Annotated in this window: 17 protein-coding genes and 1 pseudogene; 8 read left to right on the plus strand and 10 right to left on the minus strand. The window is 69.9% G+C overall.

From position 1 onward, the window contains the following. Together E0W80_RS13605 and E0W80_RS13610 are read left to right on the plus strand one after the other, a co-directional pair. A pseudogene (locus E0W80_RS13605) lies at nucleotides 1–1,067 on the plus strand (hypothetical protein); the annotation flags it as partial. A 17-nt stretch (nucleotides 1,068–1,084) separates the two neighbouring features. Next, nucleotides 1,085–2,281, plus strand: a complete 1,197-nt coding sequence (locus E0W80_RS13610; RefSeq protein ID WP_131493225.1) for a hypothetical protein — start codon at nucleotides 1,085–1,087, stop codon at nucleotides 2,279–2,281. Nucleotides 2,282–2,306: 25 nt separating this feature from the next. Here E0W80_RS13610 and E0W80_RS13615 read toward each other — a convergent pair whose 3' ends face one another. From E0W80_RS13615 to E0W80_RS13625, 3 genes are all read right to left on the minus strand, one after another. Continuing rightward, complete coding sequence (locus E0W80_RS13615) at nucleotides 2,307–3,053, minus strand: ankyrin repeat domain-containing protein (RefSeq protein WP_131493227.1); 747 nt, start codon at nucleotides 3,051–3,053, stop codon at nucleotides 2,307–2,309. 104 nt (nucleotides 3,054–3,157) lie between these two features. Further along, nucleotides 3,158–3,781 (minus strand): response regulator transcription factor, encoded by a 624-nt coding sequence (locus E0W80_RS13620; protein ID WP_131493228.1) that lies wholly within the window; start codon nucleotides 3,779–3,781, stop codon nucleotides 3,158–3,160. Then, nucleotides 3,778–4,959 (minus strand): sensor histidine kinase, encoded by a 1,182-nt coding sequence (locus E0W80_RS13625; protein WP_165875468.1) that lies wholly within the window; start codon nucleotides 4,957–4,959, stop codon nucleotides 3,778–3,780. Before E0W80_RS13625 ends, E0W80_RS13620 begins: the two co-directional genes overlap by 4 nt. Nucleotides 4,960–5,092: 133 nt before the next feature. On the opposite strand from E0W80_RS13625, the gene E0W80_RS13630 reads away from it, so the two are divergent. Then, nucleotides 5,093–5,653, plus strand: coding sequence for a heme-binding protein (locus tag E0W80_RS13630; protein ID WP_131493232.1), 561 nt, complete (start codon nucleotides 5,093–5,095; stop codon nucleotides 5,651–5,653). 118 nt (nucleotides 5,654–5,771) lie between these two features. Beyond that, entirely contained in the window at nucleotides 5,772–6,386 is a 615-nt protein-coding gene (locus E0W80_RS13635; protein WP_131493234.1) for a class I SAM-dependent methyltransferase, read from the plus strand. Between the two features lie 4 nt (nucleotides 6,387–6,390). Here the strand turns inward: E0W80_RS13635 and E0W80_RS13640 are convergent, their stop codons facing one another. From E0W80_RS13640 to E0W80_RS13665, 6 genes are all read right to left on the minus strand, one after another. Next, nucleotides 6,391–6,618: an RNA-binding S4 domain-containing protein gene (locus E0W80_RS13640; protein ID WP_131493235.1), complete on the minus strand. Its 228-nt coding sequence runs from the start codon at nucleotides 6,616–6,618 to the stop codon at nucleotides 6,391–6,393. Nucleotides 6,619–6,714: 96 nt separating this feature from the next. Then, nucleotides 6,715–7,548 (minus strand): hypothetical protein, encoded by an 834-nt coding sequence (locus E0W80_RS13645; RefSeq protein ID WP_131493237.1) that lies wholly within the window; start codon nucleotides 7,546–7,548, stop codon nucleotides 6,715–6,717. Between the two features lie 79 nt (nucleotides 7,549–7,627). Then, on the minus strand, nucleotides 7,628–8,920 hold the full coding sequence (locus tag E0W80_RS13650; RefSeq protein ID WP_131493239.1) for a HAMP domain-containing sensor histidine kinase: 1,293 nt from the start codon (nucleotides 8,918–8,920) through the stop codon (nucleotides 7,628–7,630). A 16-nt stretch (nucleotides 8,921–8,936) separates the two neighbouring features. After that, entirely contained in the window at nucleotides 8,937–9,614 is a 678-nt protein-coding gene (locus E0W80_RS13655) for a response regulator transcription factor (protein ID WP_131493241.1), read from the minus strand. A 118-nt stretch (nucleotides 9,615–9,732) separates the two neighbouring features. Beyond that, complete coding sequence (locus E0W80_RS13660; protein WP_131493243.1) at nucleotides 9,733–10,263, minus strand: putative immunity protein; 531 nt, start codon at nucleotides 10,261–10,263, stop codon at nucleotides 9,733–9,735. Then, complete coding sequence (locus E0W80_RS13665) at nucleotides 10,260–10,706, minus strand: DUF6194 family protein (RefSeq protein WP_131493245.1); 447 nt, start codon at nucleotides 10,704–10,706, stop codon at nucleotides 10,260–10,262. The genes E0W80_RS13660 and E0W80_RS13665 overlap by 4 nt, the downstream gene beginning before the upstream one ends. Before the next feature lie 79 nt (nucleotides 10,707–10,785). Here E0W80_RS13665 and E0W80_RS13670 point away from each other — a divergent pair, with 79 nt between their 5' ends. Beyond that, a complete protein-coding gene (locus E0W80_RS13670) occupies nucleotides 10,786–11,502 on the plus strand; it encodes a MerR family transcriptional regulator (protein ID WP_240740536.1) in 717 nt (238 codons plus the stop codon). Further along, nucleotides 11,499–11,675 carry a hypothetical protein gene (locus E0W80_RS19215; protein ID WP_047522894.1) on the plus strand — a complete coding sequence of 59 codons (177 nt, stop codon included), beginning with the start codon at nucleotides 11,499–11,501 and terminating at the stop codon, nucleotides 11,673–11,675. Before E0W80_RS13670 ends, E0W80_RS19215 begins: the two co-directional genes overlap by 4 nt. Before the next feature lie 26 nt (nucleotides 11,676–11,701). Here E0W80_RS19215 and E0W80_RS13675 read toward each other — a convergent pair whose 3' ends face one another. After that, entirely contained in the window at nucleotides 11,702–13,084 is a 1,383-nt protein-coding gene (locus E0W80_RS13675; RefSeq protein WP_205802352.1) for an LLM class flavin-dependent oxidoreductase, read from the minus strand. Between the two features lie 122 nt (nucleotides 13,085–13,206). Here E0W80_RS13675 and E0W80_RS13680 point away from each other — a divergent pair, with 122 nt between their 5' ends. Together E0W80_RS13680 and E0W80_RS13685 are read left to right on the plus strand one after the other, a co-directional pair. Beyond that, complete coding sequence (locus E0W80_RS13680) at nucleotides 13,207–14,649, plus strand: adenosylhomocysteinase (protein WP_131493247.1); 1,443 nt, start codon at nucleotides 13,207–13,209, stop codon at nucleotides 14,647–14,649. Beyond that, nucleotides 14,646–15,941, plus strand: a complete 1,296-nt coding sequence (locus tag E0W80_RS13685) for an amidohydrolase family protein (protein ID WP_131493249.1) — start codon at nucleotides 14,646–14,648, stop codon at nucleotides 15,939–15,941. The genes E0W80_RS13680 and E0W80_RS13685 overlap by 4 nt, the downstream gene beginning before the upstream one ends. Nucleotides 15,942–15,944 lie beyond the last annotated feature (3 nt).

Raw genomic sequence — 15,944 nt, forward strand, 5'->3', positions numbered from 1 at the left:
GTCCGGCGACGTCGTTGGCGGGTGGTGCGTCGATGACGTGCACAGCCGATGTGCCGTACACGGTGGTGGAGGCGGATCTCCTCGCCGGTGGGGTGGTGAACACGGCGACCGCTGACGGCACGGTGCCTGACGGGGTGGAACCGTTCGAGCCACCCACCGACACGGTCACGACCCCCACCCCTGCTGACAGCGCGGGGCTGGCGATCACCAAGATCGCTCAGGTGGACGACGCGGATTCGAGCGGTCTCGCCGGGCTCGGCGAGACGATCGCCTACTCGTTCGTGGTGATGAACACGGGCACGGTGACGGTGAGTGACATCACGGTCACGGATCCTCTGGCGGGGAGTGTGACGTGTCCGGCGACGTCGTTGGCGGGTGGTGCGTCGATGACGTGCACAGCCGATGTGCCGTACACGGTGGTGGAGGCGGATCTCCTCGCCGGTGGGGTGGTGAACACGGCGACCGCTGACGGCACGGTGCCCGACGGGGTGGAGCCGGTCGAGCCGCCCACTGACACGGTCACCACACCGACCGATTTCCCCACGGCCGGAATCGAGATGGTGAAGAGCGCGACCCTCGACGATGCGAACGGAAACGGCCTCGCCGACGTCGGCGAGACGATCGACTACCGCTTCCAGGTGCGCAACACCGGGAATGTGACGCTCGCCCCCGTCACGATCGACGACCCGATGATCGGTGCTGTCACCTGCGACTCGGAGTCGCTGCCACCGGCGACGATGATGGAGTGCGCGGGTGCGCCCTACACGGTCACGACGGACGATATTGCTCGGGGCAGTGTCGTGAACGTGGCGACCGCGAACGGGACGCCCCCGGACGGCGTCGCGCCGCCTCCGCCGAGCGAGTCCACCGTCACCGTCGCCACCGCAGCACCTCCGGCTCCCCCCGCGCCCCCGGGTGGAGGGGGCGGCGGTCTCGCCGTCACCGGTGCGGCGCTGGGCGGAGGACTCACACTCGCTGCGCTGCTCCTGGGGCTGGGCGCAGCCCTTCGCGCAGCCGATCGTGTCAGCCGGAAGGAACTGCTCATGAATGCGAAGAGCGTGCTGTAGGAAGAGACGAGATCACGATGGGGAGCCGAGAAGGCGGTCGGTCGCGACGAACGCTCCTGGCGAGCGGCGGGCTCCTGGTCGCGCTTGCCACGGTGATGCTCGTAGCCGTTCCCTCGCAGGCCAGCTTGCAGGATGCGGGCGCGGTTCAGGCGAGTGTGCGCAGCACCGATGCTGTGCCGATTCAGTTCGCGGGGATCGATGCGGGCGAGAGCTACTCGATCGGCTGGACTCCGGACGGGGCCCTGTACACGTGGGGCACCAACGCGAACGGTGTGTTGGGAGACGGGTCCACGGGTGGCTCGCGCCTCATCCCGGAGCGTGTCGTCGCGCTCAACGGAGAAGTGGTGATCGAAGCATCCGCCGGCATCAACACGGCGATCGCGCTGACCCAAGACGGCGAGGTGTTCACCTGGGGAAACTCAACCATCTCGGGGACGACCCCCACGCCCACCGCGCATCCATTCTTCGCGTCACTCGCTGATCCGGTCGTCGGTGTCTCCAGTGGAGGCTTCTACTACCTCGCCTGGACCGAGAGCGGGGCTCTCTACTCGTGGGGCGACAGCGGTGGAGGGCGCCTGGGGCGGGCGGCGACGGGTCAGAGTCCTCCTGCCCGAGTGTCCGCGCAGGCCATGCTCACGCGGAATGTGGAGGACGCCTCCGCCGGGCGGTTCGGGGGAGCTGCTCGCGTCGACGGTGGTAGCACCGTGATCGCCTGGGGGAACCTCCTCGGGGCCGCGTCCGGCTCGATCGTCACGGGGATCACCACCCCGCCGGCGGCCGGCGTCACGGTAGGCAGCAACAACACCCTGGTCTGGACGGCGAGCGGTGACCTGTTTCACGGGACGGCGAGCGCATTGTCACCCGTCGCGGGCGTCACCGGCGTCGTCGGCGCCGCAGCCTCGGTCCCGTCTGCGGGAATCTCGTCGTTCTACGCGTGGACGTCGGGCGGGCAGTTGTTCGCGTGGGGAGCCAATGCGGGGGGCCAACTCGGTCTCGGCACCAACAGCACTGCTGTGGCGGACCCGACACTCGTTCCACTGGCGCCCGGCTCGCTCACTCGCGAAGTCGGAGCGGGAGCGGGCCATGCCCTGTATCTCGGCCAGGAGGGCACCTTCGCCTCCGCAGGCAGCAATGGAAACGGCCAGCTCGGCACAGGCAACACCACCCCACGAAACGCGTTCGGTGCCACGGTTCCCGTCTACCGCTGGCCCTGACGCGCGGCGATCGGTGATCCTCGGGTCATCCCATCGCCCGCACGATCTCGGCATGTCCGCGGTCCCGGGCGGTGTCGCGAGCGGTGCGCCCCTGGAAGTCGGCGATGCTGGTGTCGGCGCCCGCTTCGACGAGGAGGCCGACGACCTCGACGTAGCTCGCTGAGCCGTCTCCGAAGAGCACGGCCTCGAGCAGGGCGGTCCATCCGAGGTCGTTCACGTGGTCGACCGGGACCCCCGCGGCAAGGAGGATCCGCACGGTTTCGGCATACCCGTGCTCGCTGGCCGGAATGAGTGCCGTTCCGCCGAAGCGATTGGTCGAGGTGACGTCCGCGCCGTGCCGGATCGTCGCCTCGAGGATCCGGTCGTAGCCCTCCGCGCCCGCGTACAGGAATGCGGAGTCCTCGATGTCGTCCTTCGCATCGGGATCGGCGCCCGCCTCGAGCAGCTGGATCGCGGTGTCCGCGCTGTTGCTCTTCGTCGCGATCACGAGCGGTGTGCGGCCGGAGGAGTCGCGGGTCTCGAGCTCGGCGCCGGCGTCGATCGCTTCCGCGATGGCGGCATGATCGTCGCGCGCGACCGCGTCGAACAGGGCAGTGGTCGCGGCGGCAACCTCTTCAGCCGACGGGCTCGGCGAGGCATCCGCAGATGGCGACGCGGTCGGTGCGTGCGGCGTGACGGAGACCGCGGGGGCTCGTTCCGGCGTGCACCCGACGAGTGGCACTGCGGCGAGCGTGAGGATGATCAGAGCGGTGTGGGTCCGGCGAGCGGGCATGGGATCTCCTCGGTGGGTGAACCGCGGTCTCCTTCCAGCCTCGCCGACGACGTGCCGGCACGAATCAGCCGATCGATAGAGATCCGCTCACGGCGCGTCGGCGGTCAGATGCGGACGATGCCCTCACGGACGGCATGCGCGATCGCCGCGCCACGACTGTCGACGCGCAGCTTCGTGTAGATGTGGTGGAGATGCGACTTCACCGTGCCCTCACTGACGAAGAGCGCATGTCCGAGTTCTTTGTTGGAGTACCCGCGCGCGAGGAGCTCGAGCACTTCGATCTCGCGCGCGGTCAGTGTCTCGTCCGGCTTCTGCGTGCGTCCGAGCAGGCGGGTCGCGATCGTCGGTGAGAGCGCGGAGATCCCGGCGGCGGCGGAGCGGATGGCGGCGAACAGATCGGCGGGGCGTGAGTCCTTGAGGAAGTACCCGGTGGCGCCTGCTTCGATCGCCCGCACGATGTCGGCATCGGTGTCGTAGGTGGTGAAGACCAGCACGCGAGTGCCGGGCGACTCCGCCCTCAGGCGGGCGGTGAGATCGATACCGGAGATCTCTGCTCCGAGATCCAGGTCCATCAGCACGACATCCGGCGTCTGCGTCGCTGCGAGCAGGATGACCTCATCGACGTCTCCCGTCTGCGCCACCACGCTCAGGTCATCCTGGGTGTCGATCAGTCCGGCCATCCCGTATCTCAGCACCGGATGGTCGTCGACCAGCATCACGCGGATCATCGCTCGTGCTCCGCGGTGCGCGGGGGAAGGGGGCTCGACGGAACGGTGGCGGAGATGATCGTGCCGTTCCCCGGGGAAGACTCCACGTCGAACGTGCCTCCCGCTGTGGTCGCGCGCCAGCGCATCGCGCGCAGGCCGTAGCCGCGGTCGGCGCGGCCTGCGGCTTCGGGGTCGAATCCGATGCCGTCGTCACCGACGTCGATCCCGATCCTGGCCTGGTCGAAGGTCAGGGTCACGATCACCCGATCGGCGTGCGCGTGCCGGACGGCGTTCACCATTGCTTCCTGGGCGATCCGGAGCAGTGCGTGCGCCTGTGGTTCCGAGATCACGTGATCGGTGCCGATCACGTGCAACTCCGCGCCGAGTTCCGCCGCGGACGCGGCCAACGCCGATGCCAGGGAGTGTTCGGCCAGCCGTGTGGACGAGAGGCCGTGCACGACCCGCCTCGTTTCGACCAGGTTGGCGCGGAGGACGTCCTGCGCACGGTTCGACTCGGGTGATGCCCCGCCGTTCCGCTGCTCCTCTGCCTCGAGGAGCAGCAAGGCGCTGGCGGTCCCCTGCACCACGGTGTCGTGGAGTTCGGCAGCGAGGCGACGTCGTTCGGCTTCCCTCCCCGCCTCGCGTTCGGTCGATGCCAGCCGCGCCTGTGTCGTCTCCAGCTCGGTGATGAGCGCACCGCGGGCCGCGTGCAGGCGTTCGAGCGCCGCGTACGCGAGCGTGAGGATCCCCCCGGCGCACAGGGGGCCGAACAGCATTCCGATGTCGAGCCACCCCGACCATCGGTAGAGGCTCACTCCGACGGCGACGACGATCATGACCGTGAGCGCGAGGGCCCATGCTCCGGAGAAAGCGCGATGGGCAGCGAAGAACAGAGGGAGGGCGCACCAGGCGAAGCTGGGAGCCGCGACCACCAGGACGATCCAGGCGGTGATCGCGACCGCCACGCCGACGCGACGGCGAACCACGCTCGGCTCTCGGACCCGACCGGCGAGGTAGGCGAGCCAGGAGATCGACGCGCCGATGAGGACGAACACCCCGACCTCGTCGAGGCCGTGGTTCACGACGTACCGTGACCCGCACACGACCAGGAGCACCGCGAAGGCCACGTCCACGGCGATGTCGATGGTCGACATCTCGACGGGCCGCGTCGTGGAGTCCGAGGAAGGCGCAGGGGTCATGTCTCCCACGATTATCCGGGCCCCGGCTGAGTGCATCATCCGTTCGATAGATCCTGCGCTGGCTGATCGGTCGATGTGGCGGCAGTCACGGCCTCGAAGGATGGAAGAGCACATCCACCGAAAGGACCATCCGATGACCATGCTCCGCCCCCGTTCCCTGTTCACCGCCGTCGGGGCGGTTTCCGCCCTGCTCCTCCTGGCCGGATGCACGGCCGCCACGGAATCGGGCCCGACAGAACCCGCAGACACCGAGACAGCAGTCGTCACCGTGACCGAGGATGCCGTTGTCACCCCGTCACGTCTGACGGCCGAGACCGCGATGGTCGCCGCGCAGGCCGCCCTCGCCCAGTGCCAGGCCGACGGGCTCGGCTTCGTCAGTGTCTCGGTCGTCGACCGATCCGGGCAGCTGCAGGCGTTCGTGCGCGGGGACAACGCCGCGGCGCACACCATCGAGGCTTCGCAACAGAAGGCCTACACCGCGGCGGCCTTCGGGACCGACACGAGTGACCTCGTCGCTCGCGCCGACGCCCTCCGCGACCTTCCCGGAACCCTCTTCCTGGCCGGAGGCGTCAGCGTGAAGGTCGGTGACGCCTCCATCGCCGGCATCGGTGTGGGCGGTGCGCCTTCCGGGGACGCCGATCAGACGTGCGCTGCCGCCGGACTCGCCGCGATCAGCGAGGACGCCGAAAGCTGATCCGTTCGTGCCGCCCACCCACCCGAGGCCGGGCGGCACGAGGTCGGCGCCGTTCCCGGAGCCGCCCGCTACCGTGGGTGTCGACGATCCGGACGACCCGGTGAAGGGACGAACACCCATGCCGAGGAACACCGGGAGCGACGGCCGCATCCGCGAGGGATACTCCGCCCGCGCGGGGGAGTACGCGGAACTCTTCGGCGACATCGACCAGATGGATGCCGCCGACCGCGAACGCATCGCGAACTGGGCGGAGGGGATCGACGGTCGCCTCCTCGACGCGGGGTGCGGTCCCGGCCACTGGACGGCGTTCCTCGCCGCGCGAGGCCACGTGGCGGAGGGCATCGACCTCGTGCCGGAGTTCATCTCCCTCGCGACCGCCCGATACCCGGGTGTGCCTTACCGTGTCGCGTCGTTGTCCGAGGCCGACCTCGAGGAGGGCTCGCTCCGTGGCGTGCTCGCCTGGTACTCGTTGATCCATGCGAGCCCGGGCGAGCTTCCTTCGCTCCTGGCGACGGTGCGGTCGGCTCTCGAAGACGGAGGGGCCCTGCTCCTCGGCTTCTTCGACGGCCCCGACGGTGAGCCGTTCCCCCATGCCGTGACGACCGCGCACCACTGGAGCGTCGACGGGATGTCCGCGCTGCTGGAAGAGGCAGGTTTCTCGGTGATCGACAGTGAGACCCGCGTGCCGACCGGAGCACGACCTCACGCCTCGATCAGCGCCGTGGCGGTCTGAGGCGTCAGGGCCGGACGCGGACCGTGCGGCCTTCGAACGAGACCAGGTCCCCGTCGCGCAGCTGGCGGCCGCGGCGGCGATCCACCTCACCGTTGACCGTCACGTAGCCGTCGATGATCACTTCTTTCGCGTCACCGCCGGAGTCAAGGAGACCCGCGAACTTGAGGAACTGCCCCAGGCGGATCACCTCACCGCCGATGGAGATGTCGTCGATCGGTCCGGAACTCGTCATCCCTGAATGCTAGTCGCGCGGCAAGCGTTCGAATCGCGCACACGGCTCGATGGGGGCACCGGATGAAGCCATGTGCGCGATTCGGACGGGGCTCGATCAGTCGAGGTCGGTCCCGACGACCGCGAAGTCGGCGCTGAAGTCGATGTCGATCGAGCGGTTGTCGGAGGTGAGGACCGAGGCGTCATAAGGGCTGGTGTCATCCCCATCGACGTCGAGATCCGTGATCGTGCCCTCAGCCTCCTCGAAGGCTGCTGCGACGAGGGCGCGGATGGTGGCATCGTCGAGAGTGAGCGGGGGTGCGGTGTCATCGTCGTCCGCGGCGTCCGTCGCGATGACGGATGCGGCGAGGTCTTCGGTGACTCGCACCTCGCTCTCACTGCCGTCGGAGGCCGTCAACTGCACCTCCCAGGTCCCGTCACGCTTCGCGTCGATCGATGTGACCTCGCCCTCGGCGGCGCCGCGCGCGGCATCCGCGATGTCGATCAGCTCATCGGCCGAGGACGCGCCGATACCGGTCGCGGGACCCCGGTCGTTCATCCGCGCGTCGTCGCGCTCGCCGCGGTGCTCCTCATGGCGACCGTCGTCGTGGCGACCGTCGTCGTGGTGGCTGTCGTCGTGGCGACCGTCGCCGGAGATCGAGGGGCGGTGATCGTCGTCGAACTCATCACTGATTGCGGCGCCGACGGCGATACCGCCGCCTGCGAGGACGACGGCTGCCGCGATGCCGCCCCCGATGAGCAGTGCGCGCGTGCGTCCCGACCTGGGAGCAGCTTTCGCCGGAGCGGCGACCGGATCGGCTGCGGGGAACGTCGGGTGCTGCCCGTCGCCGACGGTCGGAGCGGCGGACTCCGGAGCCGGGGATACCGGAACGGTCTGCGCATCCGGGGTGCTCTCGGGCGTCTGGTCGGGGGTGGGGGTCTTGTCATCCATGACCCGATGGTCCCCCGGAGTCGCTGAAGCCATCCTGAAGCGACCTGAAGACCTCTTCAGGATCGACCACCCCGGGCGTTCAGGGCGCGACGGGCAGTGCGAGCACGAAGCGGGCGCCGCTCCAGCGCGAGTCGTCGACCATCAGCGTCCCACCGGCGGAGACGGCGATGCCGCGGGCGATCGCAAGCCCCAGACCGCTCCCGCCGGCGTCTCGGCTGCGGGCTTCGTCGAGCCGGACGAAACGTTCGAAGATCCGCTCCCGCTCCTCGACAGGGACCCCGGCGCCATCGTCTTCGACCATCACGAACACGTGCCCGTCCGCGGGGACGACACCGATGGCGACTCGGCCGCGACTGTGGCGGACGGCGTTGTCCGCGAGGTTCCGCACCAGTTGGCCCAGGAGACGGGGGTCCGCGTGCACCCGGGCCGCGGCGATCCCCGAGCCGTCGACGTCGAGTCCCGCCGCGCGCAATCGGCGCACCTCGCCCAGCGCGATGTCATCGAGGTCGACCGCTTCGCCGCGCGTGCTCGCCCCCTCGTCGAGACGCGCCAGGAGCAGCAGCGACTCGACGATGCCCTGCAGCCGGAGTCCCTCCTCCGACACCACCTCGGCCAGTTCGCCGATGCTCGTCACCTCCGGGTGGCCTTGCGCGAGCTCGGCGTGCTGGCGGATGGTCGCGAGCGGCGAACGCAGCTCATGGGAAGCATCGGACACGAAGCGTCGTTGTGCGGTGGCGGCGGCATCGAGGCGATCGAGCATGCCGTTCATGGTCGTCGCGAGTGCCGCGATCTCGTCGGCCGTCTCGGGCACCGGCACGCGCTGGTGGAGCCGCTCGGCGGTGATGCCGTCCACTTCTTCACGGATGCGTTGGACCGGACGCAGCGCGCGACCGACGACGAGCCATGTGGTCACCGCGACGAGCAGCAGCAGGAGGGGGACGGCGATCGCCAGCAAGGTCGCCACCGTCGCGAGGGTCTCGGCGTCGTCGTCGATCGCGACGGCGAGCACGAGCGTCCGGTCATCGTCGAGCTCTTCCGAGACGACGAGCACCGGGTCACCGTCGACCGTCGTCGTCTGCGGGTCATCGTCGATCGGGAGCGGTGTGGAGCCCAGCTTCTCGCGGGCGTCCTCGCTCGCGGCGCGGACGGAGCCATCCGGTCCGATGAGCTGCAGGATCTCATCGTCGAGGGCGTCGATGCCCCGGCCACCCGGTCCGCCCGTGCGGTCGGAGAGCTGCTCGAGACGTTGCTCCGCCGCACGCACGGTGTTCTCGTGCATGCTGCTGCGCAGGACACCGTAAAAGGAGAAGGAGCCGATGAGCAGGGCGACGGCCACGACCACCGTGGCTCCGAGCGTGGTCCTGCCGCGCACGGAGCGCCAACTGCGGCTAGCCACCGTCGGCCGCCAACCGGTACCCCGCACCGCGGACGGTCTCGATCGCCTCGCGTCCGAACGGCTTGTCGAGCTTGCGGCGCAGATGCCCCACGTACACCTCGACGATGTTCGGGTCCCCGTCGAAGTCGTCGTCCCAGACACCCTCGATGAGGGCGCGTTTCGACAGCACCTGGCCGCGGTGACGCAGGAGGTATTCGAGCACGGAGAACTCCCGCGCGGTCAGTGCCACCGGGGTGTCGCCTCGCCAGACACGATGCGCGGCGGGGTCGAGGCGCAGGTCCCCGGCCTCGAGGATCGCCGGGCGCGCGACGGCACCGCGCCGGACGAGGGCGCGCAGGCGTGCGACGAGGATCGCGAAGGAGAACGGCTTCGTGACGTAGTCGTCGGCCCCGGTCTCGAGCGCTTCGACCTGATCCCACTCGCCGTCCTTCGCGGTGAGCATCAGGACGGGCGTCCAGTTCTCCTCGGCGCGTAGCGCCTCGCACACCTTCCACCCGCTCATACCCGGCATCATGAGGTCGAGCACGATCGCGTCGTACCGGGTCTCCCGCGCACGCCAGAGCCCGTCGACACCGTTGTGCGCGACGTCGACGGCGAACCCCTCGGCCTCCAGGCCACGGCGCACGCCCTCGGCCAGACGCACCTCGTCGTCCACCACCAGGATCCGCATTCCTCCAGTGTGGCCCGTCGACGCTGAACCGCGGCTGAAGCGCGCTCCCCGCCCTTTCGAATCGCGCAAACAGCTCGATCTCGGCGTCAGATGCGACCAGTTGCGCGATCCGAAAGGGTCAGGAGAGGGCGGCCTGGAGCTCCCGGATCACGGCGCCGAGGGTTCCGGTGGCGAGGAGGCCCGGGCCGAGCGGGCCCGCCGTGTCCGCACCGAGGGGCGGGAGTCGTCGGAGCGCCGCCGCGGCTTCGGGGGAGAGGTGCGCGAGCTGCCAGTGCACCTCTCCGGCGCGAGCGTCGGAGTCGTCGGGGTGCGCGAGCTCGACCGCGCTCGCGGCATAGGCGGCCGCCCCGAACGCATGAGCGCCCATGTGCGCGACGCCCGCAGCCTGGGCAGCCGCCCGCGCAGCGGCCGCACCGGCGGGCGCGGTCGCAGCCTGGGCGGCGCGACCGGCGACGAAGCGGCGGCGGATCTCTCCCGCAGCGGTGAGTTCTCCCCGTGCGAAGGCGCGAGTTCTGGCGATGGCGTCGCGCGCACGGTCATCGTCCGGCGCCTCCCTCTCGAAGAGGGGCAGCACGCGTTCGGCACAGTCGGCGGCCCACACCGCGACCAGGCGCCGATCCTCCTCGGCCATGCCCTGCACGGTGGTCATCCTCGTCGCGCTCGGCGGTCGGCGCGAGCGCGGGCGGACTCGTGCGCGTCGCGGAGCAGGGCGAGCACGGTGTCCGACGTCCGCGCGGCCGGATCGATCACGCAGACCCACCCGGCCGTGCCGTACAGCGGATGCGGCTGGAACACATCGACATCGGTCGGCTGTGCGTCCGCGGCCACGAGTGGGTCGGCTTTGCCCTGGCCGACGTGGATGTTCACCCGGAAGCGCCCGGGGGTGTCGAGCGCGGAGGACTCGTCGTCCGGATAGTTCTTCGTGATGATCGTCCCGTAGGGCTGTGTGCGCTCCGGCATCCGCCCGTCCGGGGCGTAGTAGAAGTAGGCGTCTCCCCAGGAGAGCTCGGGGTAGGGGCCACCTGCTTGGGGGGTGATGACGAGGACGCCGTCGAATCCACGGACGGCATCGATGATCTTCTGCATGTTCATGCTTCAATGATGAAGTTGAAGCGCTTATGTGGAGTTTTTCTCCGTGGCGAAGGGAATTTCGATGATGAACCCTCAAGAGGTGACTCTGACGACAGCGCTGCTCGGGCGACGTGTGGGGTACTCGACCCAACAGGTGCGAGACCTGGAGAGGCTCGGCGTCCTCCCCGCGGCCGCGCGCGGGCCCAACGGCTACCGCCGCTACGGTCCGCACCATGAAACGGCGCTGCGTGCCTACCGGGCGATGGCAGCGGCCCTCGGCCCTGTGCCCGCACGACGACTGATGCCCGAACTGATCGACGCATCGATGGAAGACGCCGCCGAGCGGATCGACCTCTTGCACGCCGACCTCGCCGAGGAGCGCTCACGCGTGCGGGAAGCGCTCCGCGGCCTCGAGGTCGCCAGGGAGGAAGCCGACGACGACTTCGACGAGGATGATGCGATGGCCATCGGTGAACTCGCCCAGGCGCTCGGCATCCGCCCCTCCGCCCTGCGTCATTGGGAGCGCGAGGGGCTCGTCCACCCGCTCCGGAGTGCGGCGTCGGCGCGCTCCTACGGTTCCACGGCGATCACCGAGGCGCGTGTCGTCGCCGCACTCCGTTCGGGTGGGTACGGCATCCCTGCGATCGCCCGCATCCTCGACCAGGTACGCGCCCACGATCGCACGGACGAGGTGGAGGTGATCCTCGCGGAGCGGCTCGCGGCGCTCACCCGACGCAGCGTCGCGCTCCTCGCCGCCGCGGGGCACGTGCACGATCTGCTCGTTCTCCCGGTTCGACTCCGTAGGCTGGAGGCATGACGAAGAACATCTGGACCATCCTCGGCGTCATCCTCGCCGTCGTGATCGCGTGGTGGATCGTGAGCGCGTTGTTCTCGGTCCTCGCGTTCATCTTCAAGCTCGCGATCGTCGCGGTCGTCGCCGTGGTGGTCTTCCTCGTGCTCCGCGGGATCTTCAGCCGCAGCGACGACTGACGCACTCCTGCCCGTGAGCCTCCGCGTCAGGCCCGGGCGAACTCCCCGACCCGGTACTTCGCGGCACGGTGCGTGTCCTGCACCCGGTCGCCGCGACCGTGGAGCTTGTTGCGGAGGGTGCCCGGCGCGTACTCCTCCGGGTAGGCGCCGCGTTCGCGCAGGACCGGGATCACGTGCTCGATGATGTCCTGCCACGTGCCGGGGGTGACCGCGTAGGCGAGGTTGAAACCGTCGATGTCGGTCTCGTCCACCCAGGACTGCAGTTCGTCGGCGATCTCGACGCCGGACCCGACGATCGTGGGGCCGAGGCCGCCGATCGCGTTGTGCCGCCCGAAGTCCCCGACGGTCCATTCGCGGCCGAGGTCGGCCTCCTCCTTCAGGTGCTGCAGCACCGACTGGATCGCGTTGGACTCGACGTTCCCGACCGGCTCGTCCTCGGCGTACTGCGACAGGTCCACGCCCATCCATCCCGACATGAACGTGAGCGCACCCTCGGGGCTCGCGTAGGAGAGGTACTCGGCGTGCTTCGCGGTCGCCTCTTCGCTGGTGGCGGCGGTGATCACGGTGAGCAACGTGTAGATGCGGGCGTCGTACCGGTCGCGGCCCGCCGTTTCGAGGGCATCGCGGATGCGCTTCACGGTGCCGGCGAGCACTTCCTTCGAGGGCGCCGCGACGAAGATGGCCTCGGCGTTCTCGGCCGCGAACTTCACCCCGCGCGGACTGGCGCCGGCCTGGTAGATCACCGGCGTGCGCTGCGGTGACGGCTCGGAGATGTGGATGCCCGGCACGCTGAAGTGCTTGCCGTCATGCCCGATCGGGTGCACCTTGGCCGGGTCGGTGAAGATGCCGCGCTCGCGGTCCTCGACCACCGCGTCGTCCTCCCACGACCCCTCCCAGAGCTTGTAGAGCACCTCGACGTACTCGTCCGCATGGTCGTAGCGGTCGTCGTGGGCGAGCTGGTCCTCCTGGCCCATGTTCCGCGCGGCGCTGGGCAGGTATCCGGTCACGACGTTCCACCCCACGCGGCCCTGTGTGAGGTGGTCGAGCGTGCTCAGCCGGCGCGCGAAGGGGTAGGGGTGCTCGAAGGCGGTGCCGGCGGTGATGCCGAATCCCAGGTTCTCGGTGACGGCAGCCATCGCGCTCACCAGCAGGATCGGGTCGTTCACCGGCACCTGGGCGCCGTTGCGGATCGCGGCCTCGTTCGTGCCGCCGTAGACGTCGTAGGTCCCGAGCACGTCTGCGATGAAGATGCCGTCGAACGTCGCGCTCTCCAAGAGCTTCGCGAGGTCGGTCCAGTACGAGAGCGTGTTGTACTGCCGTGACCGGTCGTCGGGATGCCGCCACAGCCCGGACGACTGGTGGGCGACGCAGTTCATGTCGAAGGCGTTGAAGCGGATCTGACGTGTCATGCACCCATGAAAGGCGAACGGCGTGCGCGAATCCAGGGCGGCCGACACGCACGGACACAATCCGGTCCGCAGGACCGGCCCCTCTGGCATGCGCTCTCCTCCGCGGGCTCTACCCTTGACTGGTGACCGACGAGATCTCGACCGCCCAGCGTCTGGTGCGCCGATTCGCCCGTGAGACCAACCTGCTCGTGTCCGGTCGGGACTTCTCGGTCGTCGGGACGGATGCGGTGGCCGATGCGCTGCGATCCCTCCTCCCCGCCCTCGGTGCGCGCCTCGGAGACGGCGGTGTCACCTTCGCGCCGGGGGGATCCTGCGAGATCCTGCTCGACGGTGGGCCCCTCCCGGTACGGGAAACGGCCGAGGACCGCGTGGACGCGGCCGGACGGCACATGTCGGTCGCCACCGCTCTCGCCGCACGCCTGGGCGACGCCGGCACGGTGAAAGGACTCCGGATCGGCATCGCGATGGTGCTCGAGCCGAAGACCGCCCAACTCGCCCTGCTGCTGCGGGATGCCGGAGCCATCGTGGCCGTCTACGCCCATCCCGATGAGATCGACGTCGAGGTCGCCGCGGTGCTGCGCCGGCGCGGGATCCCGGTCGACGGGGATCCGAGCCTTTCGGGTGCCGCCGAGCGCGCTGCCGCCGTGGACTTCCTGCGCCGTGGCTTCGACCTGCTGCTCGACGACGGCTCGCACCTGATCCGCCTGGCGCACGAGGAGGGCCTCGCCGCCGAACTGCGAGGTGCCGCGGAGGAGACCACGAGCGGGCTCGCCCCGTTGCGGCTCATGGAGCGTGAGGGAGTGCTCGAGATCCCGGTCATCGCGGTCAACGACGCCCTGACCAAGACCTCCTTCGACAACCGGTACGGCACCGGTCAATCGTGCGTGTTCGCGATCGCCGATGCGCTGGACGCCGTGGGGATCGACCTCCGCGACCAGCCGGCCGTCGTCGTCGGCTACGGCCCCGTCGGTGAAGGCGTCGCGGCGCACCTGCGCGCGCTCGGGGTCGACGTCTTCGTCACCGAGACCGACCCCGTCCGCGCGTTGCGCGCCGCCCACGACGGATTCCGTATCGGCCGCCTGCACGACCTCGCCCCGGGCGCGCTCGTCGTCTCGGCCACCGGTGCTCCGCACACCATCGACGCCGAGGTGCTGCGCGCTGCGGCGATCGTCGCGGTCGCCGGGGGAGTTCCGCACGAGGTCGACCTCGACCCTGCCATGCTGCGACCGTACGCGGGCGAGAACGGCCAGGCCTCGAGTGCCGTCGAACGCGCCGGTGACGGAGCACTCGTGATCGCCCGGGCGGGCTGCGTGAACCTGTCCGCCGGTGAGGGCAACCCCATCGAGATCATGGATCTGTCGTTCTCGGTGCAGCTCTTCGCCGTCGGGCACCTGCTCGCGCACGACCTGCCGCCCGGGGTGCATCCGCTTCCGGCCGAGGCCGACACCACGATCGGCGCCGCCGCGCTCGCAGCCCGCGGTGAGCGCATCGACCAGCGCAGTCCGGCGCAGGTCGAAGCGCAGCAGGAGTGGCGCTCGCCACGGTTCCGAGGAGAGTCCGCATGAGTGCCGTCACGGTCTATTCGGCAGGACTCGTGGTGCCGATCACCGCGCCGCCGATCGTCGATGGGGCGGTCGCCGTGCGGGACGGCCGGATCATGCACGTCGGGGAGCGCGCATGGGTGCTGCATTCCCTCGCGGAACGGGGCATAGACGCCGACGAGGTGCACTGGCCGGGTGTCCTGACCCCCGGCCTCGTGAACGCGCACACCCATCTGCAGTACACCGGCATGGCCTCGGTCGGAAGCGGGCAGTACGACGGCTTCGAAGACTGGGTGCGCGCGTTCGACCCGGTGTACGAAGGCGGGCGTGACTGGGCCGCAGATGCTGCGGACGGCGCGACACAGGCGTTGCGGGCGGGTACGACGGCGCTCGCCGACGTGGTGACCGACCGCTCGGCCGCGACCGCCCTGCACGACGCGGGGCTGCACGGGATCACCTACTGGGAGGTGATGAGCTGGACCAACGCCGACTGGGCGCGCACCGGACGCGCGCAGGTCGAGCAGGCGCTGGACGCCCTGCCGACCCCGCCCGGGACCGGCCTGTCGCCGCACGCCCCGTACTCACTGGACATCGAGCCGCTCCTGGAGATCCCCGACATCGTGCGCGAGCGCGGCGGGCGCATCCACATCCACCTCGGCGAGGCCGCATTCGAGAGGGAGTTCGCGCACGAGCATCCGCAGGCGTGGCACACGGCCGGGCTCGCCAGCTTCCAGGAGCTGCGCAAGGCCGGATTCGGCACCAGCGCGACCGAGTTCGTCGACCAGCTCGGCGTTCTCGGACCCGACTGCCACATCGCGCACGGTGTGTACATGAGCGCCAGGGACCGTGCGATCCTGCGCGAGCGCCGCACGACGGTGGCCCTGTGCCCGAGGTCCAATGCCGTTATCGGACTCGAGGAGCCCCCGATCGCCGCGTACCTGCGTGAGGGCAGCCCGATCGCGGTGGGGACCGACTCGCTGTCGTCGAGCCCCTCGCTCGACGTGCTCGCCGATGTGGCCGAACTCGCTCGCATCGCCCGGTCGCAGGGATACACCGACCGTGATCTCCCTGCACGCCTGCTCGGCGCGGCCACCCTCGGCGGCGCCCACGCGATGGGCATCGACGTCGGCCCGGACCGCACCGGCTACCTCGCCGTGGGTGCGCTCGCCGACCTCACCTTCTTCGACGTGCAGGCCGGACCGGATGCCGTCGCGGAACTCGTCGACCACGGCGCCGGCCGCACCGCCGCGACCGTGGTGTCGGGCGAGGTCCGCTACGCGATCGACAGCTTCGACCGTCCGGCGGTCGCCCCGTGACCG

Source organism: Microbacterium sp. PI-1, from assembly GCF_004337555.1.
GTDB classification, from domain to species: domain Bacteria; phylum Actinomycetota; class Actinomycetes; order Actinomycetales; family Microbacteriaceae; genus Microbacterium; species Microbacterium aurugineum.